At 67.7% G+C, this 26,224-nt stretch carries 23 protein-coding genes; 15 read left to right on the top strand and 8 right to left on the bottom strand.

The window, feature by feature from the left end; genetic code table 11:
• The first annotated feature begins 25 nt into the window (after positions 1-25).
• From OV287_RS37505 to OV287_RS37475, 7 genes are all read left to right on the top strand, one after another.
• Positions 26-1,276 (top strand): MFS transporter, encoded by a 1,251-nt coding sequence (locus tag OV287_RS37505; protein ID WP_267538840.1) that lies wholly within the window; start codon positions 26-28, stop codon positions 1,274-1,276.
• Between the two features lie 739 nt (positions 1,277-2,015).
• Positions 2,016-2,741 carry a hypothetical protein gene (locus OV287_RS37500; RefSeq protein WP_267538839.1) on the top strand — a complete coding sequence of 242 codons (726 nt, stop codon included), beginning with the start codon at positions 2,016-2,018 and terminating at the stop codon, positions 2,739-2,741.
• Between the two features lie 2 nt (positions 2,742-2,743).
• Complete coding sequence (locus OV287_RS37495) at positions 2,744-3,640, top strand: AHH domain-containing protein (protein ID WP_267538838.1); 897 nt, start codon at positions 2,744-2,746, stop codon at positions 3,638-3,640.
• 15 nt (positions 3,641-3,655) lie between these two features.
• On the top strand, positions 3,656-4,240 hold the full coding sequence (locus tag OV287_RS37490; protein ID WP_267538837.1) for an imm11 family protein: 585 nt from the start codon (positions 3,656-3,658) through the stop codon (positions 4,238-4,240).
• A 21-nt stretch (positions 4,241-4,261) separates the two neighbouring features.
• Positions 4,262-4,768 carry a hypothetical protein gene (locus tag OV287_RS37485; protein WP_267538836.1) on the top strand — a complete coding sequence of 169 codons (507 nt, stop codon included), beginning with the start codon at positions 4,262-4,264 and terminating at the stop codon, positions 4,766-4,768.
• A gap of 24 nt (positions 4,769-4,792) precedes the next feature.
• A complete protein-coding gene (locus tag OV287_RS37480) occupies positions 4,793-5,026 on the top strand; it encodes a hypothetical protein (protein ID WP_267538835.1) in 234 nt (77 codons plus the stop codon).
• A 207-nt stretch (positions 5,027-5,233) separates the two neighbouring features.
• Positions 5,234-5,458, top strand: coding sequence for a hypothetical protein (locus OV287_RS37475; RefSeq protein WP_267538834.1), 225 nt, complete (start codon positions 5,234-5,236; stop codon positions 5,456-5,458).
• Between the two features lie 80 nt (positions 5,459-5,538).
• Here the strand turns inward: OV287_RS37475 and OV287_RS37470 are convergent, their stop codons facing one another.
• Positions 5,539-5,760, bottom strand: a complete 222-nt coding sequence (locus tag OV287_RS37470) for a hypothetical protein (RefSeq protein WP_267538833.1) — start codon at positions 5,758-5,760, stop codon at positions 5,539-5,541.
• A 153-nt stretch (positions 5,761-5,913) separates the two neighbouring features.
• Here OV287_RS37470 and OV287_RS37465 point away from each other — a divergent pair, with 153 nt between their 5' ends.
• Positions 5,914-9,066 (top strand): serine/threonine-protein kinase, encoded by a 3,153-nt coding sequence (locus tag OV287_RS37465; protein ID WP_267538832.1) that lies wholly within the window; start codon positions 5,914-5,916, stop codon positions 9,064-9,066.
• 342 nt (positions 9,067-9,408) lie between these two features.
• On the top strand, positions 9,409-10,089 hold the full coding sequence (locus OV287_RS37460; RefSeq protein WP_308809766.1) for a helix-turn-helix domain-containing protein: 681 nt from the start codon (positions 9,409-9,411) through the stop codon (positions 10,087-10,089).
• A gap of 92 nt (positions 10,090-10,181) precedes the next feature.
• Here the strand turns inward: OV287_RS37460 and OV287_RS37455 are convergent, their stop codons facing one another.
• Positions 10,182-10,682, bottom strand: a complete 501-nt coding sequence (locus tag OV287_RS37455; protein WP_267538831.1) for a hypothetical protein — start codon at positions 10,680-10,682, stop codon at positions 10,182-10,184.
• A 233-nt stretch (positions 10,683-10,915) separates the two neighbouring features.
• On the opposite strand from OV287_RS37455, the gene OV287_RS37450 reads away from it, so the two are divergent.
• From OV287_RS37450 to OV287_RS37425, 6 genes are all read left to right on the top strand, one after another.
• Complete coding sequence (locus tag OV287_RS37450; protein WP_267538830.1) at positions 10,916-11,638, top strand: RNA polymerase sigma factor; 723 nt, start codon at positions 10,916-10,918, stop codon at positions 11,636-11,638.
• Between the two features lie 11 nt (positions 11,639-11,649).
• Positions 11,650-13,095 (top strand): serine/threonine-protein kinase, encoded by a 1,446-nt coding sequence (locus OV287_RS37445; protein WP_267538829.1) that lies wholly within the window; start codon positions 11,650-11,652, stop codon positions 13,093-13,095.
• 40 nt (positions 13,096-13,135) lie between these two features.
• Positions 13,136-14,833: a hypothetical protein gene (locus OV287_RS37440; RefSeq protein WP_267538828.1), complete on the top strand. Its 1,698-nt coding sequence runs from the start codon at positions 13,136-13,138 to the stop codon at positions 14,831-14,833.
• A 15-nt stretch (positions 14,834-14,848) separates the two neighbouring features.
• A complete protein-coding gene (locus OV287_RS37435; RefSeq protein ID WP_267538827.1) occupies positions 14,849-15,520 on the top strand; it encodes a hypothetical protein in 672 nt (223 codons plus the stop codon).
• A 124-nt stretch (positions 15,521-15,644) separates the two neighbouring features.
• On the top strand, positions 15,645-16,112 hold the full coding sequence (locus OV287_RS37430) for a hypothetical protein (protein WP_267538826.1): 468 nt from the start codon (positions 15,645-15,647) through the stop codon (positions 16,110-16,112).
• Between the two features lie 8 nt (positions 16,113-16,120).
• The gene (locus OV287_RS37425) at positions 16,121-16,672 is read left to right on the top strand and encodes a thiol-disulfide oxidoreductase DCC family protein (RefSeq protein ID WP_267538825.1); all 552 of its coding nucleotides are present in this window, start codon (positions 16,121-16,123) and stop codon (positions 16,670-16,672) included.
• 137 nt (positions 16,673-16,809) lie between these two features.
• Here the strand turns inward: OV287_RS37425 and OV287_RS37420 are convergent, their stop codons facing one another.
• The 6 genes from OV287_RS37420 to OV287_RS37395 all read right to left on the bottom strand — a co-directional run bounded on the left by OV287_RS37420 (position 16,810) and on the right by OV287_RS37395 (position 26,175).
• Positions 16,810-17,394 carry a nucleotidyltransferase family protein gene (locus tag OV287_RS37420; RefSeq protein ID WP_267538824.1) on the bottom strand — a complete coding sequence of 195 codons (585 nt, stop codon included), beginning with the start codon at positions 17,392-17,394 and terminating at the stop codon, positions 16,810-16,812.
• Positions 17,391-18,500 carry an XdhC family protein gene (locus OV287_RS37415; protein ID WP_267538823.1) on the bottom strand — a complete coding sequence of 370 codons (1,110 nt, stop codon included), beginning with the start codon at positions 18,498-18,500 and terminating at the stop codon, positions 17,391-17,393. Before OV287_RS37415 ends, OV287_RS37420 begins: the two co-directional genes overlap by 4 nt.
• Positions 18,501-18,720: 220 nt before the next feature.
• A complete protein-coding gene (locus tag OV287_RS37410; RefSeq protein WP_267538822.1) occupies positions 18,721-20,325 on the bottom strand; it encodes a golvesin C-terminal-like domain-containing protein in 1,605 nt (534 codons plus the stop codon).
• Positions 20,326-20,514: 189 nt separating this feature from the next.
• A complete protein-coding gene (locus OV287_RS37405; RefSeq protein ID WP_267538821.1) occupies positions 20,515-21,600 on the bottom strand; it encodes a hypothetical protein in 1,086 nt (361 codons plus the stop codon).
• 127 nt (positions 21,601-21,727) lie between these two features.
• Complete coding sequence (locus tag OV287_RS37400) at positions 21,728-25,288, bottom strand: M1 family aminopeptidase (RefSeq protein WP_267538820.1); 3,561 nt, start codon at positions 25,286-25,288, stop codon at positions 21,728-21,730.
• A complete protein-coding gene (locus OV287_RS37395) occupies positions 25,288-26,175 on the bottom strand; it encodes an ABC transporter ATP-binding protein (protein ID WP_267538819.1) in 888 nt (295 codons plus the stop codon). Before OV287_RS37395 ends, OV287_RS37400 begins: the two co-directional genes overlap by 1 nt.
• Positions 26,176-26,224 lie beyond the last annotated feature (49 nt).

Here is a 26,224-nt window from a genome sequence, read left to right as displayed (position 1 = left end):
CCCACTGCCTTGGGCGTGAACATCCATGACCTCCACCACCGTGGCCTCGGCCCCCGCTGAATCCAGCGCGCTCCGCATCGCTGGATACCGGACCTTCCTCATCACGTTCATGTTGGCGATGATGGCCGACAACATCGAGCACGTGATCAGCTACTGGGTGGCGTTCCAGAAGTTCCGCTCGGCGGCGCTGGGTGGGTTCGCGGTGGTGTCCCACTGGCTGCCCTTCTTGGTGTTCTCGGTGCCGGTGGGCGCGCTCAATGACCGGTTCGATTCCCGGCGCCTCATCCAGGCCGGCATGGTGCTCTTCATCATTGCCTCCTTGGGGTGGGGGTACTTCTTCGTCACGGACTCCTTGCAGCTGTGGCACGCGATGGTCCTCCTCACGATCCACGGCTGCGCGGGTGTCCTTTGGGGCACCTCCAGCCAGATGTTGCTCTACGACATCGTGGGCCCGGGCCACCTGCCCAGCGCGGTGCGCCTGAACGCGACGGCCCGTTACCTCGGGGTCCTGGTGGGCCCCGGCGTGGGCAGCATCATCATGCAGACGCTCGGGCCTACCCGGGGCATCTTCGTCAACACGCTGTTCTATCTGCCCCTCGTGTTCTGGCTGGTGAGCGCACCCTTTGGCCGGCACTTTCGCGGGGCGACGGCGGGCGCCAAGCGGGCCGTCCGGGGCATCTCCGACATCGTCCAAACCATCCGCGACGTGCGCGGGATGCCCGTGGTTGGGGGCATGGTGTTGCTGGCGGGGGCGGCCTCCTTCTTCATCGGCAACAGCTACCATGCGCAGATGCCGGGCTTCGCCCATGATCTGGGCCATGGAGACCCTGGCATGGCCTATACGGTCCTGCTGGGAGCGGATGCGGCCGGTGCGCTGCTCGCGGGCATCCTGCTCGAGACGCGCGGGACCTGGCTGCCGACGGCGCCCTCTTCCGCGTTGAAGATTGCCTTCCTGTGGGGATGCTCGCTCTTCACGTTTTCGTTCATGAACTCGTATGCGGCGGCGATCTGCGTGCTGTTCCTGGCCGGGTTCCTCGAGCTCTCCTTCAGCAGCATGACCCAGGCGCTCGTGCAGCTGAACGCGCCGGACACCATCCGGGGCCGTGTCCTGGGGCTCTTCAGCATGTCGGCCTCTGGCCTGCGGGCGTTCAGCGGCGTGACCGTGGGGCTCCTGGGGAGCGTGACCAACACCCACGTGTCGCTCGCTCTGTCCGCCCTGGCCTTCGTGACGGTGGCCGGCCTGCTGCTTCTCCGCCGGCCCCCGCAGGATGCATAGGCGGTGGAGGCGTCATGACGGCTGACGGTCCCGGAACGCTCTGGGGGCCGCGCGGCACTGGCCGCGCACCTTGTCCGGAGTGGTGCCCGTCATCCTCCGGACACTCGCTCCATCTCCCCCGGGGTGGGCGCGTAGGCGCTCCCCTCGCGGGCTGTCGATTCCCGGGACCCGGGATGGGTCGGAGTGGAAAAACAAGAGCCCTGGAATTTCAGCAGAGGTCCGTGCCAGTCCCGCCTCTCGCCCGGAGGTCCCCGGAACGGATTGGGCGCACGAAACGGGTATACTCCAGGGCGCCATCAACCCGCCCGCCAAGATACCCCCGGAAGGGTTCCTCGCCGTGTGACCTCCAGCACCAAGCCTCAATGTCCATGCATCTCTCCATCACCAGCATAGGACTGCTCTCGTCTGTGGGGCACGATGCGACGACAGCCTGTGCCTCCATCCGGGCGGGCATCACCCGCCCCCGGGCGCTGTCCTACTTCCGGGTTCTCGACGAGGAAGCCCAGGACACTGTGCCGCTGATGGGGCATCCGCTGGAAGGTTTCGCCAACGGCTTCATCTGCTTGGCTTCTGGCTACGGGTCGCCCGGGCCTGCCTGGAAGATCTGCGATTCCATGGCGGTCTGCCCGGTCTGGAGGACGCCACCTTCTGGCGACGGACAGGCCTCGTGGTGGCGCTGCCCACCTGGGATGCCCAGAGGTATCAAGAAGTCCCCAGCCCCTGGCGCGGGAACGACATCATGGGAGCGCTCTTCCTGGAGCGGCTGAAGAGTGGGGCGCCCTGGTTCTTCGATCCGCACCACCTCAAGGTGCTCCACCGGGGACACGTGGGCTGCGCGGCGGCACTCGAACTCGCTCGGCAGTGGATTGACGGCGGTCTGGACCGCGTCGTGGTGCTCGCCATCGATTCCTACTTGGACCCCTTCACACTTGAGTGGCTGGAGCAGCGACGCCGGCTGAAGACAAGCGAGCGCCCGGTGGGGCTGATGCCCGGGGAGGCCGGTGCGGCGGTGCTGGTGGAGTCCCGAAGTTCGGCGGTGCGACGTGGAACGCGAGTACAGGCATGGATCCGCGCCGTCACTACGGGACAGGAGCCACGACACCTCTTCCAGGACAAGCCGAACTCGGGCGAGGCGTTGGCCACCGTCACGGCGGCTTGCCTCGACGCTGCGGCCTCGAACACACCCTTCCGTGGGGATGTTGTCGTGGACCTGAATGGTGAAGAATGGCGGGCGCGGGAGTGGGGAAATGCCCGGGTCAGGATTGCGCCGCGACTCGACGGCGCTTTGAAATGGGTCCTTCCCGCCGCTTCGATAGGGGACGTGGGCGCAGCCAGCGGTGCGGTTGGGCTGTGCGTGGCGATCCGCTCGCTGGTGCGCCGCTATGCAACGGGCCGTAGAGTGCTCGTCGTCTCCAGTTCGGAGTGGGGCGACGTGGGCGCCATCCTGGTCGCAGGAGAGGAGTAGTCATGCCAGACGCATCGGAAGAGCAACACCTCAAGGATGTAGCGGCGAAATTCCATGAAGGAACCGCGGACACATCCGTGGGCAAGTGCCTCAACCGCCATGTTTCCGTCTGGAAGGCCCACTCTTGCTCGCACCGCTGGCAGGCATGGCTTCACGCCACCGATGATAAAGCGCTGTACGACTGGCCGAAGTACAAGCGTTTCGCCGACAACAACCAGCAGATTCGCACCGACGCGAAGCCGAACTACACGACCAGCGACAAGTTTGGAAATAAAACGGTCTGGCCTGTCTACCCGGCCTTCTACAAGGAGTTCCTCGACGCGCCCAAGCCATACGAGTGGGACGTCGCGCAGTTCGGCAACTTCCGTCACAGCTGCGTGGTGCCCTATTACCACAACGCGCATCACATCGTGACCAACTCTGAGCTGCGCAACGCCATCAACCGGCTCACAGCGAAGTTCGAAGGGCGGGTGCCCGATGCCAACGCCTTCGTCCGTGGCGGGCTGCTGATGGTCGGCTACAACCTCAACCACAAAATCAACATGATCGTCGTCCCCATGGATAAGGCCATCGCGGACGAGCTTGGCCTGCCGCGTCACCTGAACGAGGTGACGGATCGCTCGCACCCCACCTACTCCCTGCAGATCAAGGACGAGTTGGAGGACATCATGAACGACTATGCCAAGACGCTGGAGGAGGTTGCCAACGCGGGCCTGGACCATGTGATGCCCAACTACTCGCTCTCCAAGGCAAAGCTGGAGGCGCTGTCGAAGAGCATCTACGCGAAGATCACCGCCAACGTTCGGCCCCCCGGATACGATGGCACCCTCAACACCGTGCTCGGCCCCCGCAAGAAGCCAGCAACGCCGCGCGTGCTCGGCAAGCGCAAGGCCACGTAAGGTTCTGGACTTCCGATGAATTACTTCCTGATTGAGACCCTGGGCGACACGAACGACAGCTCGCTCTGCCTGCTCGACAGCGAGCCTGAGGGCATGGGGCTGGAGAGCTACTACCTCGCCATAGGCAAGAGGGCTGCCCCGTTCTTTCCCGCGGATGCAAAGCTACACATGAGCGAGGAGTACCCGGGCCTGGATACCGGCTCGCTGATCGGCAACGTCAAACGCTTCCTCATCGTCGATGGGAAGACCCGGGAGATCTTCGCCCGCCTGTGCGAGGGGTTGGAGATCGAATACCTGCCTTTCACCCTCTACAATCACAAGGGCCGGGTGCACTCGCGCGACTACTGGTTCGTCAACCCCATCGGGACCTTCGACTGCTTGGATTTCGACGCGAGCCAGATCGAGTACCTCGGCCAGGACATCGTCCGGATCCACGAGCGCGTACTCTCACCCCGGAAGCTGAAGGGGGCACCAGATCTGTTCCGCATCGACAGGGACCCGCAGCGGTACGTCATAAGCGAGCGCATGGTGGATGCCCTGGAGGAATCGAACCCCACCAACATCCTGGTCACGGAGATACCGCAGTCTGGCCAGACCTGACCATCCAAGGGGAGAGCCTCCATGACCTCGAAGTTCCTCCCAGTGTTCGCGAAGAACGCCTTGATCGAAGCGCATCAGGGACTTCCCTCCCTGCTCGACGGCTCCGCGACAGAGGGAGACGTCCTTGGGGTATGCCGGTGCTTCCGTCGACGGGGCCTCTGCGAACTGCTGCTCGACGGCGCTCCCAACCGCCTCCACCGCTTCCTGGCCATGAGCGGCCAGACGTACCTGCATTTCCTCCAGCGCGCCACGCCTGCAACAAGGCACACCAGCAAGGCCGCTCCCTTCTTCGATGCGCTAGCGAGCATGGACTTCGACACCGCTCGCTACATGGCCCTGGCCGGCTCCGCGCCCTTCAACCCCAAGCGGGAGTACGAGGAAGACTTTCTCTACGTCCTGCGTCTCATGGACCTTGTTGCGGCAAGGGCGGGGGACCCATGCACTCGGGCTCGCCACGCAGCTCTCGCCGCGGAGACGGACGATGCACGGTGGAACCTCATCGAGGCACTTGAGCAGGGGGACTCGTAGCGGTTCAACGACGCCCTGGCCCGGATGCTCCAGGAGGAAGGGGCCCGGTGGCGCAGGCTCCAGGACAAAGGCGCCGCGCGCGACGAGGAGGCCGCCACCGAGGCGCATGTGTGTGTCGAGGGGCTGGCCCTGGCGTGGTTGGCTGGACAGCGCGGACTGAGGACACTGTCCGACTACCCGGCAGTCCCGTCTCTTGCCCGAGTCCCGTCCACGCGACGTCCGGACGCGGAGCTCTGGAAGGACCCGATGCGCTGGTAGGGGGGCACTTCCCGCAACGCGCCATTCTTCAGGCCAGTCTTGACCTCTCTGCTCCAGCTCAACTCGGGGTCGATGCCAACCTGGAGGAGGAGCGCTCAGGCACTAGCGCCAACAACAAGCGCATTCGGGAGAGCGTGCATAACGCCACCGCCTGCGTCTCCAACCGAACCCCGGGGCCCTCCCTTTGCTGGTCGCGCGAGTTGCCTCATGCTCCGCGAGGATGCGCTCGACGACCTGCTTCACCGAGACGCCGCCGCGCCGCACGATGACTCCCGCCCGTGGTACGAGCACACCGTCGCCATCGACTTCCACCGCCAGCACTCCGGCTTCGAGGGACTAGAACTCGCGTGTTCCCTCTCGTTCCATGGCGACATCGAAGGAATCTGCGAGAGCAGCGCGGGCGCATCGTCCAGCTTCAAGCCGGAGCTGTGATGGACGCGTGCGTAGCGCTCCCGCTTCGCCTCGGCCGCTAGGGGCTTGGCGTGGGAATGAGCGCTTGAGAGCCCCGGTGCTCATGGCACTCGGCGTCCCACCAGGCGCGTGAGGATGTCCTGGAACTCGTCGCGGCCGATGTCGAGGCGCTCGACGACGTACCCGTAGAGCATGGCCGTCGGTACGGAGCGGCCCCCTCGCTCGCGCTCCAGTTCGTGCAGCGTGTGGAGGATGATGCGCTCGGCTCGGGTGAGTCCGTCTCGTACGTCGGGGATGTAATCGTGTGGGTCGCGGCCAGCCACTTGCCTGCTCTCCTGTCCTCCGAGCCTACGTCAGCCCCCAGCCTTGAGCGCCTGCTCCTTTACCGGGCGGGGCTGGCCTGTCTTCCCTTGCTTCCGGGGTGGCCAATTCTCCACACCTCGGGTCAAAATGTGGGCGCACACAGGGAAGAGTGAATGGCGGACAGCCCGATCGACGACAGCATCTGCCCCGAGGAAGGCGCCGTACGCGAGGCCTTGGCGGGACGGTTTCCGGAGGCGGAGGTCGCGCGGGTGCTCGCGCATGCGGAGAAGTGCCCCTCGTGCGGCCTCCTGCTGGTGCGCAGTGGCACGTTCTCCTCCTCGGAGGACGTTCCCACCAACGTGGTGGCCTCGCCGACCCCGCTGGCTGAGAGCCCTCCCGAGGAGGTGCTCCCGCGCGGTGCCACGGTGGGCCGCTACATGGTGCTGGAGAAGCTGGGGTCCGGCGGCATGGGCGTGGTGTACGCCGCGTATGACCCCGAGCTGGATCGCAAGCTCGCCCTCAAGCTGCTCCACCCGGGGTCGGACCAGGTGGAGAAGAGCGGTGGTCAGGCCCGCCTCATGCGCGAGGCTCAGGCGCTGGCGCGTTTGTCTCACCCTCACGTCATCTCCATCTTCGACGTGGGGACCTGGGGCGAGCGCGTCTTCCTCGCCATGGAGCTGGTGGAGGGGCCCTCGCTGCGCGACTGGCTCAAGCAGGGGCCTCGCTCCTTGCGCGAGGTGGTGGAGGTCTTCACTGCCGCCGGACGGGGGCTCGCGGCCGCACACGCCGCGGGGCTGGTGCACCGCGACTTCAAGCCGGACAACGTGCTGCTGGGCAAGGACGGACGGGTGCGCGTGCTGGACTTCGGTCTGGCCCGGCAGACCTCGACCCCCCTGGAGCCCATGTCTCCGCCCGTCGAGATGCCCCTGCCCGAGCGGGGCAGCTCGCCGCTGGACACGCCCCTCACCCGGGTGGGCCTCGTCATCGGCACGCCGGCCTACATGGCGCCGGAGCTCTACAGCGGCGGCGTCCTCGACGCGCGCTCGGACCAGTTCAGCTACTGCGTGTCCCTCTACGAGGCTCTCTACGGGGAGCGGCCCCATGGCAGGACTCCAGGCCCGCCCTCCACCTGGCGCACCCCGGAGCCGCCTCGGGACGGACGAGTGCCCGCCAGCCTGCGGCGCCTCGTGCTGCGAGGGTTGGATCCCAAGCCCGAGCATCGCTTCCCCTCCATGGAGGCGCTCCTCGAGGCGCTCGGCCAGGCGCTGCCCATGCGCCAACGCTACTGGCTGGTGGCCGCCGGCAGTCTCCTCTTGCTCTCGCTGGGCGTGGGGCTGCCCCTTCAGCATCGGGCTCAGGCGGAGCAGCCCTGTCGGGGCGGGGCTCGCCGCTTGGAGGGGCTGTGGGACACCGCTCGCAAGGAGGCGCTCGGCCAGATCTTCCGCGCCACCGGCAGGCCCAACGCAGACGAGTCCTGGACGCGCACGGCACAGGTGCTGGACACCTACTCGCAGGACTGGGTGTCCATGCATGCCGAGGCTTGCGAGGCCACCCGTGTCCGGGGCGAGCAGTCCGACGAGGTGCTCTCTCTGCGCATGGCCTGTCTGGAGCGGCGGCTGCACGCGCTCCAGGCTCTTACTGAGGTGTACTCAATCGCCGACGCAGCCCTGGTGGACCAGGCCGCGAAGGCCGCCCACGCGCTGCCCCCGCTGAATGGGTGCGCCAATGTCGAGGCGCTGCGAGCCACCGTTCTCCCGCCGGAGGACCTGGCCACCCGGGAGAAGGTGGAGCAGCTCCGCTTCCGGTTCGCGGAGGCACGGGCTCTCTTTGACAGCGGCCAGTTCAAGCTCGCCCTGGAGCGCATCCGCACGCTCGCCGACGAGGCCGTGGCCTTGCGCTATCGCCCGCTGCAGGCCGAGGTGCTCGAGCTGCGCGGCGCCCTGGAGGAGAAGGCCGGGGACCTCACGGGCTCCGAGGCCACGCTCCGGCAGGCGGTATGGGCCGCGGAGGCCGGCCGCCATGACGAGGTCATCGCTTCAGCCTCGGCCCGCCTGGTGCGCTCGGGGATGCTCCAGACGGAGTTCGAGCAGGGCCGCGAGTGGGCCGAGCACACCCGCGCGGTGCTCGAGCGCATGGGTGGAGATGACCGCATCGAGGCCTTCGTCACCAACGCACTGGGGGCCATCCTCCTGCGCGAGGACAAGCCGGCGGAGTCCGAGGCGCACTTCCGCCAGGTGGTGGCCCTGCGCCAGAAGGTCTACTCGCCCGAGCACCCGGAGGTGGCGGCGGGCCTCAACAACCTGGGGGCAGTGCTCGTCAAGTCGGGGCGGCTGGACGAGGCGCGCAAGGAACTGGAACGGGCGCGAGACATCTACCAGAAGGCGCTCGGCCCCAATCACCCGGAGACGGGCAATGTGTTGCACAACCTGGGGCAGCTCGCGCTGAAAACCGCGGACGACGCGTCGGCCAGGACCTTCTACGAAGGGGCCCTCGCGGTGCGCGAGCTGGGGCTGGGTCGGGAGCACCCGGATGTGGCCATGACGATGGACTCGTTGGGGTCCACACACTGCAACCTGCGTGAGTACGCGCCGTGCCTCTCTATGTACGAGCGGGCCCTGGCCATCCGGAAGAAGGTCTTCGGGCCCGAGCACCCGGATGTCGCCAACAGCCTGGTGAGTGTGGGGACCGCCCTGAATGGGCTGGGCAGGAACGACGAGGCCCTGAACCACTTTCGGCAGGCGCTGCGCATGGTGGAGACCTTGCCGGAGCACAGCGCACCTGATCTCTTCTATCCCCTCCTGGGAATCGCGGAGACGCTGAAGGAGCAGGGCAAGCGCGCCGAGGCGCTGGCCCACTACCAGCGGGCGCTCGCCCTGGCGGAGAAGGAGCTGGGCAAGGACTCCAGCGAGAGTGGTTCCGCGCTGGAGGGACTGGCGGGCCTGTCCCGGGAGGCGGGGCAACACCGGCAGGCGTTGGAGCAATACCAGCGGGTCCTGGCCGCCTATGAGACCGAGGTTCCGCCGGGTCATCCGGATCTGTTCGAGCCGCTGGCCGGCATCGGCAGGTGCCAGCTGGCGTTGAACGCTCCGGCCCAGGCGGTGGCTCCGCTGGAGCGGGCAGTGGTGCTGGTGGGCTCCCCGCGCATTGCTCCGGAGACGGCGGCGGACGTCCGCTTCCTCCTGGCCCGGGCCCTCTGGGACTCGGGGACGGGCCGCGAGCGCGCGCGGGAGCTGGCCACCCGGGCGCAGGAGGTGCTCCTCCAGGCGCACAAGGCTTCCGAGGCGGCCCAGGTGACGGCCTGGCTGGAGTCCCACGGCGGCCGGTAGAGGAGGGCGGGGGGCTCTCCAGACGCCCGGTACGCCTGGCTGCCCTCCCTACGGGACTGCGGGATTGACAGCGCATCCGTTAAAACGGATATTGCGCCTGTCCGTTACGGCGGACATGGTTCCGCTATCGGAGAACCCACCCGTTATGAGCTCGGCAGCCGAAGTGATCAATCTCGATGAGTTCCGGAAGCGGCGTGAGTCCAGGCCTTCGTCGACTCGGTCGCCCGCCCCCATGAGCCTCTGGACGCCGGTGTGGGTGTGGGTCATGGTCTGGCCCACGTGAAATCGGTCCGGGAAAACACTCCTCCCACGGGGGAGGACACAGAAGAGACGGCCCCCGCCGTGAAGGCTCGGGGTCGGAAGAAGGAGCAGGGGGCCAAGAAGGCAGAGGCTCCCCCGCCCGAGGCCCCGTCCTCCGAGGAGCAGTGGGCCTACGAGGTGGCGCATGCGGATGCGTCGACGGACCTGGCGCCCATCGTCGGCCGGAACCTGCGCCGCCTGCGCACCCAGCGGGGCCTGTCCCTGGAGCGGCTCGCCAAGGCGTCCGGGGTGAGCCGGGCCATGCTCGGGCAGATCGAGCTGGGGCAGAGCGCGCCCACCATCAACGTCATCTGGAAGATTGCTCGGGCGCTGGGCATCCCGTTCTCGGCGCTGATCAGCACCACGGCCCAGAGCGGCACGCGGGTGATGCGGACGAACCAGTCCAAGCGGCTGGCCTCCCATGATGGGAGCTTCAGCTCGCGAGCGCTCTTCCCATTCGACGAGCCCCGGCGCGTGGAGTTCTACGAGCTGCGGCTGGCCGCGCACGCGGAGGAGCGGGCGGATGCGCACCCACCGGGGACGCTGGAGAACCTGGTGGTGACGGCGGGCACGGTGGAGATCGACCGGGGCGACGAGCACCACGTACTGGGCACGGGAGACGCCATCCTGTTCGAGGCGGACGTGGCGCACGTCTACCGCAACCCGGGCAACACGGAAGCGGTGATGTACCTGGTGATGACGTACGCGGAGACGGTCGGCTAGCGGCCCTGAGCTGAGTCCCAAGACACGAAGAGCCGGCGGGCCCCTGGGGCTCTCGCCGGCTCTCGTGCTTCAGGCCCTCGAGGGCCCGGGTGCTACTTCGCGGTGGCCATCATCATGGGCATGCCGTTGCACATCATCATCATCGGCATCCCCATGGCCATCATGGAGTTCATCGCGTCACAGCACTCCTTCATCATCTCCATCTGACCGGCGTCCATGGGCATCATCCGGCACATCATGCCGTCCTTGCCCATCTCACAGGTCATCTTGGCCATCATCGGCATGCGCATCATCATGGGCATCATCATGGGCATGCCGCCCATCATGGGGTTCATGCCCATCATGCCGCCCATCATGGGGTTCATGCCCATCATGGGCATCATGCCGCCCATCATCATGGGGTTCATGCCGCCCATCATCGGCATGGGCATCATGTTGCCGCCCATCATCATGGGGTTCATGCCGCCCATCATCATGGGGTTCATGCCGCCCATCATCATGGGGTTCATTCCGCCCATCATCATGGGGTTCATGCCCATCATGGGGTTCATTCCGGGCTGCATCGGCATGTTCATCTGGGAGGCAGGCGTCATGGTTTGTCCTCGTTCGGGTGTGACTGGGAGTGTTGCTTCGCGGCCGGGACACTAGAGAGAGGGGTCTCCATCGACAACGCGGTGAGGCTTTTTCATCCAGTGAAACGGAGGTGCCGCTCCAAGGGGCGGAGGAAGCGTGTCCGGCAGCGAGCAGTGCCCGGCACGGATGTGCACTCCCGGTCAGGAGCCTCCCCCCGAGAAGGCCGTCCCGGAAGTGCGCTAGAACGTGCTCCATGAGCGCAGATCCGCGAGAGGAGGGGCCGGGCTCCTTCCCACCCACGCGCTGGACCCTCATCCGGTCGGCACGGGCCTCGCCGGAGGCTCGCCGCGCGGCGCTCGAGTCGCTGCTGCGCACCTACTGGCGGCCGCTCTACGTCTTCATGCGCCGCCAGGGGTTGGATGCCGAGCCCGCGAGGGACGCAGTGCAGGACCTGCTCGTGCGGCTGCTGGAGCACGAATTCCTCGAGCGGCTGAGCCCAGAGAAGGGTCGGCTGCGGGGCTACCTGCTGACTGCCGCGCGTAACCACCTCGTTCACCGGCACGAGCGCGAGAGTGCCGCCCGGCGCGGAGGGGGGGCGGTGCCCATGCCGCTGGACTTCGAGCTGGCTGAGCGCATTGCCTCCGAGGACGCACAGGGCCCGGACGAGGCCTTCGAGCGGGAGTGGGCGGCGAGCGTCATGGAGCGGGCCCTGGAGCGGCTGAAGGCGGAGTTCGACAGCGGGGCGCGCAAAGGCCCCTTCGCCCTGGTGCTCCAGTTCTTCCGTCCCGGCGAGCCGCCGAGCTACCGGGAGGCGGCGGAGGCACATGGCATGTCGCTGCCGCAGCTCAAGACGTTCCTCCACCGGGCACGGGTGCGCTACCGCGAGCTGGTGCGCGAGGAGGTGGCGGACACGGTGGGCGGGCCCGAGGAGGCGGAGACCGAGCTGGCCGAGCTGCTCCGGGTGCTGAAGCGATGAGTGCGGAGGCGATGAGTGCCCGCTGCTCGCGCTGCGGGACGCCCGTGTCCGGAGGGCGCCTGTCGGTGTGCCCGGGCTGCCTGCTGGACGAGGGTGTGGAGGATCCAGGGCGTATCGGCTCGCTGGAGCTGGAGGAGGAGATCGGCCGGGGCGGCATGGGCCGTGTCTTCCGTGCGCGCCACGTGCGGTTGGATCGGCCGGTAGCGGTGAAGTTCCTCGTGGGGGAGGTGGCCTCCAGCCCCGAGGCACAGGCTCGCTTCGCCCGGGAGGCGCGGGCGCTGGCGCTGTTGGACCATCCGAACATTGTTAGGGTGCACGACTTCGGCGACGAGGAGGGTGAGCGCTTCCTGGTGATGGAGCTGGTGGAGGGCCGCTCTCTGGCGGAGCTGCTGCCCATGAGTCCAGCGGAGGCGGTGCGCGTGGCCCTCCAGGTATGTGATGCCCTGGCCTACGCGCACGCGCGCGGAGTGGTGCATCGAGACATCAAGCCCGCCAACGTTCTCGTAGCGGACGAGGGCAGGGTGAAGGTGACGGACTTTGGGATTGCCCGAATCGTGCGCCAGGAGGGACCGCGCGACACACTCACCGCCGCCCATGCCGTGGTGGGCACTCCCGAGTACATGGCCCCCGAGGCGCTCGCTGGCGCACCGCCCGACCCGCGCATGGACGTGTACGCGGTGGGCGTGCTGCTGCACGAGCTGGTGACGGGCCGGCCACCGGTGGTGGGGGCGCCCGCGCTGACCGGGGCGCTCGGGGCAGTGGTGCGGCGGGCGGTGGCGCTCGAACCTTCGCGGCGCTACGCCAGTGCGCAGGCACTGGGATTGGATCTGAGGCGGCTCGCGGATGGCTCGGAGGAGGCGGCCCTACCTCCGGACGAGGCCATCTGGCTGCGCGCGGTGGCGGTGCTGCAGGCGGTGGCGGCAGCCCTGGTCCTCTGGGCGCTCGTTGTGTCGGTGACGCCTCGAGTGGTGGCTCCGCATGAGTTGGATCCACTCACCATGCAACCTGCGGCCCGGCTGGCGGATGGCCGGTGGGTGACGCGCGCGCGCTTCGAGACAGGTCCGATATTGGGAGCGGTGGCGGGGCTCGCGGTGGCACTGGCAGCGTATGGGCTGTTGCGCAGGCACTGGCGCCACGAGGGATTGGACGCCCCCGCGCCGGAGGTGCCGCTGCGCGAGGTCCGGAGCTTCCTGGGAGCGGCGAGCGCCTGTTCGGGCCTGTTTGTTCTGAGCGTCGTGCTGAAGTGGGGGGCGGGTATTTCGATGCCCCCCTTCATGCCGCTGGTGGGAGGGCTGCTCGAACTGTCGGCGCTCTACCTGCTGTGTGTCTCCATCCTGGAGGCCTGGCGGCGCCAGCGCCCGCTCTCCCGCGAGCCAGTGCTGTGGGCGGGATTGGTCCTGATGCTCACGCCGCCGATGTGCGAGTTCGGCCTGTATCTGTGGCGCTGGCAGCCCTGAGTGGACCTGGCTGCGCTCCATTGTGCGGAGGGCTGGCTTGATGATGCACAGTGCATGGCGGCGGACGGTGGCGGTGGGGCTCGCGGTGCTGCTGGTGCAGGGATGCGCTGGCGTGCCGCACGAGGTGCGAAGCGGCTTCTCCCTGCCGGACCGCGCGTCATCTCCGGGCGATGCCACGTTCGTTTCTACCCAGTGGCGCACCGATGGCTCAGGTGAGGAGGGGCATGCGGAGGTTGAGGCACGTCAGGCCGAGGTGGCGTGGGCGCTGGCTCGGATGTGGGAAGTGGCCAGCGGGGAGGAGCAGATAGGCACGGTGCTGGTGTTCACCTTCTGGGTGGAGCGCGGTGCCTTCACGCTGCTGTCGCAGAGCCGTGGCGCGGCGAGAGGAGAGACGGGCCAGCCAGTGAGGGCAGAGTCCTTCATGCAAGGACTGCGAAGCCTGCTCACCATGCTCGCTGAGATGCGTACGGGAGCTCTGTCCTTCACGTTGCACCGGGAGCGGAGCCGCTGGAGATCAGACTACGAGGCCGCCTCCATGGAGGAGCCGGCGGAGGCGAGGAAGCATCCGGCGCGGCGCACGGGTGTCAGCGTTGGGACGCTCCTGGCCGTGCAGGCCATGACGAAGCAGGTGGTGCGTGTGCTCCAGGTTCCCGCAGGCGCTTCCGCGCGCATGACGGTGGAGCTTGCGCTGGAGGACGACCGGTTGATGGGCTGGAAGTCGGGGCCCTATCAAGCCGGGTCAGGTGGCAGGGGGCGCCCTGCGGACGCGCGGGCGGAGCAGGTCCTCACCCTGGCGGTGCTGCCCTTCACACGGGGGTTGGGCCCACGCACTGTGCGGCTGGAACTGTCCGGGACTCATGATGGGAAGAGCGCCACCTCGCATTGGAGGGTGGCGCGAGTGGAGACGTTGCGGCCGGAGCCAGCGGACGAGGCGGTGGAGGACGTGCTGCGCGAGTACCGCCTGCTGCACGCGGAAGTCTTCCACCGCTACCGCGAGGAGATGGTGGACTCGGTGCAGCTCGCGGGGGTCTTCACCCTGGAGCAGGTGGCCCTGTGCGTCATCGGGGGGCTGGTGGGCAAGGGCCTGCACCTGGCTTTCGAGGTGTTGGCGCCCACGGTGATGAGGGTGGTGACCCGGGGAGGCGTCGCGGGGATGCGCTGGTTGCGCACGCAACTCGTCCGGGCGGGGCGCAAGGACCAGGAGTTGTTGCGGCGGCTCTTCGCGAAGGTGGAGACGGAGGGCGTCGGCTCCCTCTCCGCAGCCGAGCGCAATGAGCTCACCGAGCTCCTGCGGCGCATGGAGCAGTCGCTCACCGTCAAGGTGGATCCCGATGCCAAGAGAAAACTTCGGGCCAAGGCCAAGAGTGATTTCTATAATGTCCTCCATCCTGATCTGAAACAATTGCTGAGGGACGCTGATGGGAACCAATACGATGTCCATCATCTCGTCCCCCTGGAGTATGCCCACCTCTTTCCCGAATTGGACATCAACGCAGCCGTCAATCTCAAAGCCCTGGGCAAGCCCGCTCACGAGGGTGTCAACAAGATGTGGAATCTCTTTCGAATAAAGGCCGGCGACTCGGCAAATCCCGAGCAGGTGAAGAAGATGGTGGCCATCACCGAGCAGCAGTTCGGGTGCTGGTTCAACAAGGTATATGAACCGGGCCAGTCAGACGCTCTGCTCGAAAAGGCTACGGCGGCGGCACTGAATGATGTTCGTGCTTTGGTCGCGAGGTGATGAGGAGAGACGCTGATGAAAGACCTTTCCATGCCCGGACTCGAGCGGCTGCTGGCGGCCTGCGAGAAGTACCCCGTCCAAGCCAAGACTCGAAAGCCCTGGGGAGGTGCGCCGACCCCGGGCTCGTTCCTGTTGGGCCGGTCCTTCGACCCGATGCTGGCCACCTTCTATTCACGGCTGGGCGGGCTCCTGCTCGATTCAGGTCTCTATGTCAATGCATGCGATGAGCAGGTGAATGGCATTCTCAAGGCGAATGAGCACGTTCAGCGGCACTGGCCCGAGCCGTTCCGGTCCCTCCTCGTTTTCGGAGGCCAGGAGGCGCTGTCCTATACCTACGCCACTGTCCCGAATCTGGCGGATGCGCAGGGATTTCAACCAGTCGTCGAGGTCGACCCCTACGAGGACATCTACGCGGTCCCTGTCGCCTCCAATGTGGACCGCTTCTTCGATGCCTACGCCCGCTACCTGGAGTTCATCTATGAGACTCCCGAGCTCAAGGACTGTCCCGATGCGAGGCCACTCTTCCCCAATGAAGTACCGGAGATCATCGCCACCGACCGGACGTTGATGAACATGCTGGTGGAAGGCCACTTCGACTTCCTAATGTTCCCGCCTGGGACTCAGGCCACATGTGCCAACGAGTACCTGCCGAAGTGGATCGCACAACTCAGGGCCGCGAGCACGTAAATGTGCGGGCGCCCCGCAACCGCGAAAATTCCTTCCGGTACTCCCTGATGGAAGGGGAGGGCGGCGCCAACCCACGAGGGGCACTGGAGCCCCGGGCGGCCGCACTCCCCGAGGGAGACGTGTCATGGATTCGACTGCGCTGGCGACCCCTGTACCCGAGTCGAGCACCTTCATGGTGGCGGCCTACCTGCTCTATCTGCTGGTGAGCATCGGGCTGACGGTGTGGGTGGCGAAGACGCTGCAACGCAACGGAGCGCACTTCCTGCACGACGCTTTCCTGGGCAAGGAGCGTCTGGCGGACTCGGTGAACCACCTGCTGGTGGTGGGCTTCTACCTGATGAACATCGGGTACGTGGCGCTGTCGCTGAAGGAGCACCGGACCATCTGGACGATGCAGGAGGTCATCGAACTGGTCTGCACCAAGGTGGGGTGGGTGATGGTGGTGCTCGGCGCCATGCACTTCTTCAACCTGTACGTCTTCAATCGCATCCGCCGCTCGGGCCAGGTGCGCCACCAGCCGCCGCCCGTGCTGCCGCGCGAGTTCACCCGGGTATCTCCGTCGCAGCAGACCCCTGTCTCCGAGGGAGTGTGAGGAGAGCCATGCGTGCCCTCAGCGTGCTGTATGACGAGACGTGTGGTTTCTGCGTGAGCTGTGCTCGGTGGTTGGGGGAGCAGCGCACGCTGGTGGGGCTCGAATGTCTTCCGGCGGGAAGCGAGGCGGCGGCGAGGCGCTTTCCCGCGCTGCGTCGCTCGGCCACCAAGGAGGAACTGGTCGTGGTGGACGACGAGGGGGGCGTCTACCGGGACACCCATGCGTGGCTGATGGTGCTCTGGGCGCTGGAGGACTACCGGGCCTGGGCCCAGCGCCTGTCCCGACCCGCGTTGATGCCACTCGCGCGCAACGCCTTCGAGCTGCTCTCCAGCAATCGCCGCAAGCTGTCCGGCTGGCTGCACCTGGAGGACGAGGTGGTGCGGCAGAACCTGGAGCGCGAGGCGGGACCTCCTGGTGCCCCGAAGTGCGCTCCGGAGGACGGAGCGTGCCGCCTGCCTCGCCTGGTGCGGTGCGAGTGGTGCGGCCGGCCCATGGCGGAGGGTCGCACCGCCTGTCCCCACTGTCTGGCGGATGTCGTCGGTGGGCTGGAGCCGGGCTGAACGTCAGTCCGAGTTCTCCCACAGGAAGAACACCCGCGGTGGAGTGCGAATCCCGAGCCTCGGGCCCATGGCGGTGAGAGCAAGGCCGGGAGGATGACCCCGGTACCCAGAGGCGAGATGAAGAACACGGGCTGCGTCTACCCGCCAGCACGGGGCGAGAGGCGGGAGAGGTCCGCGGCCGTGTCCACATCCTCACCACCGCCCGGGAGCGGCACCTCCACCACCCGCGAAGGATCCCGGACGATCACCTTGCGTGCTCCCTGGTCCGCTTCGAGGGCCTCCAGCTCGGGAAGGAGCGCGCGGGAGAACAGGGCGGGGACGCCTCGTGCTCCCTCGTAACCCGAGGCCACGATGGGCGCGTGTGTCTTCGCGAAGGTGTCCACCAGCGTCTTCAGGTGCGCGGAGTCGACCTGGAGCTGGTCGCACAGCAGCACCAGCACCGCGTCCACCTCGGGGAGCGCCCTCACGCCCACCCGCAGGGAGCGGCCCATTCCCACTTGCCACTCCGGATTGTCCACCGTCTGCACCGGCAATCCCGCGAGCTCCGCGGCCACTGCCTCGCCATGAGCTCCGAGCACCACCACCACCGGCTCACAGCCTGCGGCCACGGCGGCCTCGGCCGCGCGCCGCACCAGCGTCCGCCCTTCGTGGACGAGCAGCTGCTTGGGGCGCCCCAGCCGCGAAGAACCCCCCGCGGCCAGCACCACTGCGCCCACCCTCACGCGAGCTTCCGCGCCGCCGGCGAGGGCGCGTCCGCGTGGATGGGGGCCTGACGCTCACGCAGCTTGCCGCCGTTGCGCTGGGCCAGCACGGCCCGCAGCTCGGCCACGATGGAGAGCGCGACCTCCTCGGCTCCCTCGGCGCCTACGTCCAGCCCGATGGGGGCGTGCAGCTTGTCGAGCTGCGCGGGAGTCGGGGCAGGAGTCAGCTCCCCCAGCAGCCGATCCGTGCGCGAGCGGGGCCCCAGCACGCCCAGGTATCGCAGCGACGAGGGCACCAGCCGGGCGAGCAGCTCGCGATCCTGCGGCAGGCTGTGCGTCATCACCACCGCGAGCGTACGCGGGGAGAGGGGCACCGTGTCGAGGATGTCTCGGGCCTTCGTCGCCACCACGGCATGGGCCCGGGGAAAGCGTTGCCGCAACTGCTCCGCCGGCTTGTCCGCCACCACCGTGACGTGCCAGCCGAGGCTCGCGGCTTGGACCACCACCGGCGCCACATCGAAGCCGCCGCCGAAGAGCACCACCGGGGGCGGTGGATCCACCACCTCCACCAGCACCTCCGCGCCACCGCACGGGCCGCTCCAGGTACGTCCCGTCTCGAGCGCCTCGCCGGCCGCGGTCCGCACCGCGTCGCGCAGGGGCCCGGACAGGTTGCTGGCCTCTTCTCCGTCCTCGCGCAGCAGCAGCCGTGCGCCCACCTCACTACCCCGGTACACCGTGGCGAGCACCGCGCGCTGGGCGCGCTTCCGAGCCTCCTCGGCGAAGGCGAGCGCATCCACCGGCCCGGGCTCGCAGCGCTCGAGCAGGATGTCCACCACGCCGTTGCACCCGAGCGCGAAGGTCAGGCCGTCCTCGTCCTCGGCATTGTCGATGGTGGAGTCGTAGCGCAGCACATGGGGGCCTGCGGACGTCCAGAAGAAGGCCTTGCGAACGACGTCTCTCTCGAGGCACCCGCCGCTCACGCCACCGGCGAGCCGGCCCTCATCGGCCATCAGCATGCGCGCGCCGGGCCGCCGGTACGCCGAGCCAGACACGGCCACCACCGTTGCCAGCACGAGGGGCCCCCGCGCGCGGGCCCGGGCACGCAGGATGTCTTCCAGCTCCTTCACGGTGCGTCCTCTCCCACCGCTCCTGATCATCGCGGGAGCGAGGGTTGGCACTTTACCACCCGGACTTTCGTGGCGGAGGGACATCTGCGGCGGTGAGCAGCCTGGCGGGCATGGCCTGGGCTCCTGACCTGGCGGTGGGCTCCAGCGGCCTGCCGGGGCCCACCGTTTCAAGCTGGAGGCCCCGGGGCCTCACGTGGCGCCCGGGACCTCCTTCACTTCACTACCGGACCTGGATGGCGTCCGCGACGACCACGAAGCCCTCGGCGGCCCAGCGGCTCAGCTGCACCTTGTTCCAGCCGGCCGGGAAGCTCCACGTGCCGAGCGTGTTCCACGCGCCACCGCCCGTCTGCTGGTTCTTGGTCACCGTGGCGGTGCCGCCGGAGTGGGTGATGACGTAGGGCGCGGCCGCCGAGCGGTTGGTGCCCGCCGTCCACCGGGCGTCGATCGTCTTGGTGGCCGCCGCCGACAGGTAGAACCAGTACGTCGCCGGCTCGGAGACCGCCGCCGTCGAGGCGTACAGGTAGTTGGAGCCGTAGTAGCCCGCCGTTGAGGACGTGGCCGACCAGCTCCCCGTCAGCTCGATGTAGCCCTTGGAGGTATCGTTGGCGGTGTTGTCGTTGTCGATGATCAGGCCCGTCGGGGGCGGGGTGGTGCCGTCACCGCAGAACGACTTCACCTTGCTGATGTACGAGGACCACGGCCAGTTGGGACCCGGGTCGGTGCGGTTGTTGGGCTGCAGCCGGCCGTGCGCCACGATGTGGTAGCTGTCGCGCACGATGCCCTGGCTCTTGGTGATGTCGCACGTCAGCTTCGCCGAGGCGTCGATCTGCCCGGCCGGGAAGGACGTCTGGCTGGCGTAGCCGCCGTGCTCGATGCCCACCGAGAAGTTGTTCACCGACGAGCCGTTGAGGCCGCACATCACGTTGCCGTTGAGGCTGCAGCTATAGCTGGCCGCCACGTGCCAGGCGCGGTTGGCCTCGGTCACCAGCTGGGTGATTTCCGAGCCGCTCTCGTTCACCACGTAGTGCGCGCTGGCACCGGCCGACGAGTTGGTCAGCCAGCTCCAGCAGCCGGAGTAGCCACCCTCGCAGGTGTGGATGACGACCATGGAGATGTCCGTGCCCGCCGGACGCGCGTTGTAGTTGGGCGAGGCGCGCCAGATGGCGGGAGAGTAGTCCGCGCTCATCGTGTGCACGCTGGGCGAGGCGAACTTCGCCTGCACCTGGTTGGCCGGCAGCGACACGGCCAGCTCGCCCGCGGGCGTCTTGGCTACCGCGCCCTTGCGCATCACGTCGTACACGCCCTGGTGGATGTACTGGGCCTGCGCCTCAACGCGATCGATGCCGCTGTACTTCGCGGCGGCCGGGGCCCACGCGCCCACGTCCGCACGGTCCAGCTTCAGCTCGTCCGCGTACGCGGAGAGCAGCGCCGCGGCGGCCCGGATGTTGGCCTCGGGCTGGGTGCGCACTGCCTCCTCGGACACGCCAGCCAGGCGCGCGCCCTCGGAGACCTTCTCGCCGCGCAGGGCCATCAGGCCGTACGCCGCGGGAATGCCCTCGAACTCCACCTCGCCCTGCACATGCTCCCACCGGGTCTCGGTGTAGGAGATGCCCTTGAGCAGGTCCGCCGGGACGCCGAAGTCAGCGCCCGCCTTCGCGAAGGCGGCATCCAGCTGGTACGGGGTGCGATCGGCCTCGGCCTGCTCGGGGGTCCGCGAGTCCTCAACGGCGGCCGGGGTCTCGGTGGGCGCGGGCTCCTGGGGGCCACAGGCTGCCAGGGCGAGCGCGGCGGCCAGGGTGGCCAACGGCTTACGGATGGGGTTCATGCAGCACTCCTTGGGGGGAACGACGAGGGGTGAAGCACGGCGCCACCCCCTGCCAGGGGGGGCCGTGGCGGGCAGAATGCATATTATTGGCCTTCATAGGAAGACCCTTTTTTCATGAAAAATAAGATTTCAAGAGATAGGGTTTGGAAGTGGGCCCCCCTGGGCACCCGGCCGTACAGCCTCGCGGTGCTATTCGAAGAGGGACAGCTCGCTGAGGCTATCGATGTCGTAGTCGGTGGCGTTGGACGAGCCGGCGGTGCGCAGGCGCACCTGGCTCAGCGCAGTGGGGTGGCTCAGCGCCACCTCATAGTACGAGCGCACGCTCAGGCCCTCGCGCAGGTCGGCCAGCAGCACCCAGGTGGTGCCATCGGTGCTTCCCTCGAGGACCAGCTCGGACGTCAACCCCGCGAGGATGGTGAGGTTGCGTACCACGGCCTTGCGCAGCACCTTGGGCTGCGGCAGCTGGATGGCCACCGAGAGGGTGCCATTCGGGAGGGCCACCTTCGAGGAGAGGTCGCCATCCGTCAGCGCGCAGGTGCTGGGCGCCTCGGGGTAGATGCAGCTCGCGCCACGGCTGACCGGGACGCGGCTGCGCTTGGGCAGGGCCACCGGGTCTCCATCATGACGGATGGAGAAGGTGGTCTTGTCGAGCGTGACCTCGCGCCGGATGGAGACAGTGGCCTTGAGGTCCGCTGCGTCCTCGAGGAGGTCGTCATTGAGCGTCGCCGGCGAGCTCACATCGTTGCTCACCCAGACGTAGCCGTCCGACTTCGTGCGCACCGTGACGGAATGGGAGCCGCTGTTGCCCGCCTGCGAGGCCGTGAGGCCCTCATAGGTCACGCGCACGCCATCGGTGTCGGCCGCCACCATGGGCTTGCCGGTCCACTGCTGAAGGGGAGGAACCTGCACGGCCTTTGTCTGGATGATGAAGCTGGCGGCCCCGTAGTTCCCCGTCCCGGTCCCCGGAATCTTCAGCTCGAAGCAGCGCGCCAGATCGCCGGCCCGGGTATCCACTCCCAGCAACTCCTCCTTGAAGGCGCCATCGGTCCCCGTCTTCATCGACTTCCAATCCAGGCCGCCGAAGAGACTGAAGACGCAGCTCGAGTTCGCGCTGCGATTCATCATCAAGACCGTGTTCGCCAGGGGCTGGCCATCCTCCTTGAGCACCTTGCCGCTGAGCTGAATCTCCATCTCGGGGTCTATCTGGCTCTCCGTACAGCCGGAGAACACCACCGCCGCCGCGCACGTCACCGTCATCCAACGAGTCATCGACATGTCGTTCCTCCTGTTCCGGCGAAGGGGCCGGAGCTCACTCATGGCGGAGTTTGTCAGGAGGTGGATCCGATGGATCCACGAGGCGCCATGCCGCGGTGCGGCAGAGCACGGACTCAGGGGCGAGCCGTCAGTCGAGCCCTCGCTCGTTGTCGAAGCGGTTGCGGTCGATGCGCGTGAGGTACGGGTCCACCACGACGCTCACCGGCTTCTCGTCCAGGACGAGGGAGAGGGTGTTGAGGCCGCTGCGGAGCTCATGCCGCTGAATCGCGAGGACTCGCCCCTCACGGAAGAGGCCCACCTCGATGGGCTCGTGCAGCTCGACGGGGTCCTCGTTCCCTCTGCCGTCGGCATGGCTCTTGCCCGCGGCGATGCGCAGCGTCACCTCGTACCGGCCGTCCGCGCGCTGTCGCAGCTCAGCCGCTTCGGCTCGCAGGTCGTAGAGGGTGATGTCCTCGAGCCAATCGTGGAGGAGTGGATGGGTCTCCGTTGGCGAGACGGCACGCAGGTGCGCGAGCAGATCGCGGGTGGTGGCGCTGCCTCCCGGGCCGCCTTCTTCACGCAGGAGCTCGCGCAGAGCACGGTTCACCGTCTCCTCACCGAGGAGATTTCCCAGCGCGGACATCACCACCGCGCCCTTGCCGTAATACAGGTAGGGCTGCTTCCCCACCGTGGCGAGCGGTGCCTCCGCCAGCGTCTCGCCCGAGCGGCCCTCGAGGTAGCGGTCCAACTCGAAGGTGAGCGAGCGGCGCACGTACTCGCGGCCGTACATCGCCTCCAGCACCCTCAGCTCTGAGTACTTCGTCAGGGACTCCACGAGCGTCGAGGCTCCTGGGACGGTGGCGGGAGAGAGCTGATGTCCCCACCACTGGTGGGCGACCTCGTGCACGACCCGCCGCGATACGAGGTCGAGCCGCTGCGGATCCGTCGAGTCGGTGAGGACGCCGCGATCCTCGACGAAGGCGATCATGCCTGGCATCGCGAACGCACCGAAGTCCCAGTAGGTGGGAACTTCGACGATGCGCAGCGCCTCGTGCGGATACGGCCCGAAGTGCTGCTCCATGTAGTCGAGCGTCGCGGCCGCCGCCCGGAGCATTCGCTCGACGTTTGCGCGGTGGGTGGGGTGGTGGAAGACCTCGAGGGTGACGTCACCGTGCTGTAGCCGCTCGACCTGGTACCTCGCCGAGGCGAAGGCGAGGACGTTCGTCACCGGTGTCTCGGACCGGTAGTGGAAGTAGCGCCGGCCGTCCTCCTCCCACTGCCGCACCAACCGTCCGGGTGCCACAGCGAGCTGGTCCCCAGACGTCGAGACCGTTGCATCGAAGCGCACCCACTGGAGCGACTCGGGTTCCTCTCCGTGCGGCGAGTCCTCGAGCGGCGCCTGTTCTGGTAGCCCGCGCTTGCGCCGCTCTCGGGGGTCCTGCAACTCGTAGCTCCGGCGGTAGCCGATGCTCGGGAAGCTGCGAGGGCCGAAGACGTACGAGCCGTTCTCGACCACGGACATGTCGGGGTCTTCGTTGACGAAGCCCGGCTGGGAGAACTCGAGCTGGAAGTGGAGCTCCGTGCGCGCACCCGGGGCGAGTGGCGCGTCCAGGGCGAATGCGTACATGCCGAAGCGCTCGTCATGGGAAGCGAGCTTCGCTCCGGGAATCAAGAGGCTGTCCACCCGAGCCTCTCGCCGCACGGCGACGTGCACCCGGTCGATGGCCACCGCCGTCTCATTCACGAGCTCGTAGTGGCCGGACAGGCGGTAGCGCCGCTCCTCGGGGAACAGAGCGACCTCCAGCTTGATGCCGGAGAGGGCCGGCTGCGGGAGCGCTGAGAGCGGCTGATACGTCTTCTCGTAGTCCGCCTTCCAGTCGAACAGCTCCGTGATGGACTGCCGGGTATTCAGCACGTCGGTGTTGTAGAGGACCCAACCACCGCTGAGGGCGAGCACGGCGAGCAGTCCGCCGCTGAGTGCGCGGTGCGTTCGGGTCCAGCCGTTCAGCAGCGCGCGGAGCCGTTTCCCGGGCGTCGCACCGGTGCCGCGCCTCCACACCACCGAGGCTCCCAGTGCCAGCAGCAGACTGAAGGCGCACCAGTAGAGCATGTGCCAGTGGAACGGCGTGGCCAGGTGGCCGAAGCCATTCATGTCGGAGTGGACCACGGTGGGGGCCGTCAACAGCCAGCCGAGGTGGTGCTCGAGGCCGAGTGCGGCGCCTTTCAGCTTCATGAGCGCCGCGAGCAGTACCCCCCACAGCCCGGCGTATCTACTGGGGCTGAGCGCGTGCAGGAAGAGCGCGACAGCGGCGAACAGGAGGAGCGGTACCCCCTCGAAATAGAAGAGGGAGAGGTAGAGCCCAGGCTCGAATACCCGGTAGCCCCTCGCCACCTGCACGGCGAGGCCCACGACGATGCCGGAGGCGATGAGGCTGAGGATCAGCAGCGCCAGGGCGGTCCACTTGGCCGTCACGAGGGCTGTACTGGAGGCGGGGGTGGCCTCGAGCGTCTCGGCCAGCCGGAAGTGCCGCTCGCGCCAGGCGAGCTCCGTGCTGAAGTAGACCAGTACGATCAGCCCGAGGAGGGACAGGGGCTGGCCAAGCGTCGAGACGATCAGCCCGGTGGTGGGCAGTACGGCCGAGCCGTACTCGCCGCTCGTGACCTGAGAGACCAGCTCGGAGGCCGCGAGCGCCATCCACAGCAGTACGACCAGCACCACCGGGACGCGTCTAAAGAGTGCGCGGAGCTCGAGCCCTGCCGAGGACGCGTAGACGGCGAGCCATGAGCCGAGTGTGCCTGGGACCGTGGCTCGCGGCGTGCGGAGGGGGGCGTTCGTCACGGCTGGAGCGGACTCCGGCGCTCTCGGCTCGGGAGCCTTCCGAGATGCACTGGACCCCTTCAGGACGCGGAAGGAGAAGAGCCCGTAGGCGGCTGCCAGCAGCAGCGCGGCCGTACCGACTGTCGCGAGGCGATTGAGCAGGAACGCTCCGCTCAGGGAGACGAAGCGGGTGTTCTGCTCGACCATCGTCCAGTAGCGGGTCTGCTCGAAGAAGCCCGAGAGGCCGAACGGATCGAGCAGGGCGGCCACTGACAGCCCCTCGCTGCCGCCCGGGGTGGAAGCCGCCATGAGTGGCGAGTTCGTGAGCGCAGCCGTGACCAGGTAGAGGATGTAGACGGCCACCGCGCCGACGTAGCTGGCGAGCGTGCTGCGCGTGGAGGCGGCGATGGCGAACATCAGTGCCGCGGCGAAGAGCATGCTCGGCAGCACGAGCACGACGAGGGCCCAGAGATAGCTACCGAGGTTCACCGGAGCGGCCCGCGCGGCGTCCTGCCAGGGCATGAAGCTGGCGATGAGCATCCCCGCGACGGAGAAGCTGAAGGCGGTGGACGCGGCGAGGAACGAGCCCAGGAACCGCCCGCCCAGGAAGTCGAGCTTGCTGACGGGCGTGCAGTAGAGGAGCTGCTCCATCCGGTGCTCGGCGTCGCGCACGATCGCGCTCGCGGAGAACGGAGCCAGGGCGAAGACAGAGAGCAGAGAGAGAAAGCCCAGCGACTCCGCGACCAGCCAGGGCGAGTGGAACCGCACGCTGGCCGGGCCAAACCCTGTCGCGGTGAGCGCGAAGCCGAAGAAGAAGAAGCCCAGCGCGGCCGCGGCGAAGGTGAGTTGCCGGGTGTGATAGCGCCACTCGAAGGCGATGATGTTTCTCATCACGCCGCACGCTCCTGTTGCGGCTGGCCGGGGAGGGCGGAGAAGTAGACGTCCTCGAGGTCCGGTGTGACGCGCTCGAAGCCCGTGTCGGGGCAGGCGTCCGCCAGGACGTGAATGCGAGTCTTGCCGCCGTACAGGTGCGTCGAGATGACGGTGTGCGCGGCGCGGTGGTCCGCCACCGAGGTCTTCGGGATCGTCTTGCGCCAGACGCGCCCCTCGAGCTGCTCGACGAGCCGCTCGGGTTCGCCCTCGAGCAGGACCTGCCCACCGGCGAGAATGGCCATCTTCGAGCAGAGGTCTCGCACGTCCTCCACGATGTGCGTCGAGAGGATGACGACGACGCTCTCACCGACCTCGCTCAGCAGATTGTGGAAGCGGTTGCGCTCCTCCGGGTCGAGTCCCGCGGTGGGCTCGTCCACGATGAGCAGCCGTGGGCTTCCCAGCAGGGCCTGGGCGATGCCGAAGCGCTGCTTCATTCCACCAGAGAACGTGCTGACGTCCTTCTTGCGGACCTCGTAGAGATTGGTGAGCTGGAGGAGGGCGTCCACCTGCTCGGCCCGCTCGCCCCGATGGGTGAGGCCCTTGAGGACCGCGAGATGGTCCAGGAGCTGTACGGCTGGCACGCCGGGGTAGACGCCGAAGTCCTGCGGCAGGTAGCCGAGCTGGCGGCGCAGGCGCTGCGGTTCCGCGAGGATGTTGCACCCGTCGAAGAGGATCTCCCCCTCGTCTGGCTCCTGGAGGGTGGCCAGGGTGCGCATCAGGGTGGACTTGCCCGCCCCATTCGGACCGAGCAGCCCGAACAGGCCGTTTCCAATGCTCAGGCTCACGCTGTCGAGCGCCTTCACCCCGTTGGCATAGCGTTTCGACAACCGGGAGATGGTCAGCACGTGTTCGCTCCTTCCAGTGGACCTGGCGGTCGCCAGACGAGCGAGTGAG

The organism is Archangium lansingense (assembly GCF_026626635.1).
Taxonomy (GTDB): domain Bacteria; phylum Myxococcota; class Myxococcia; order Myxococcales; family Myxococcaceae; genus Archangium; species Archangium lansingense.
Note: the sequence above shows the minus strand (reverse complement) of the source record. Positions and strands in the feature narration are given on the sequence as shown.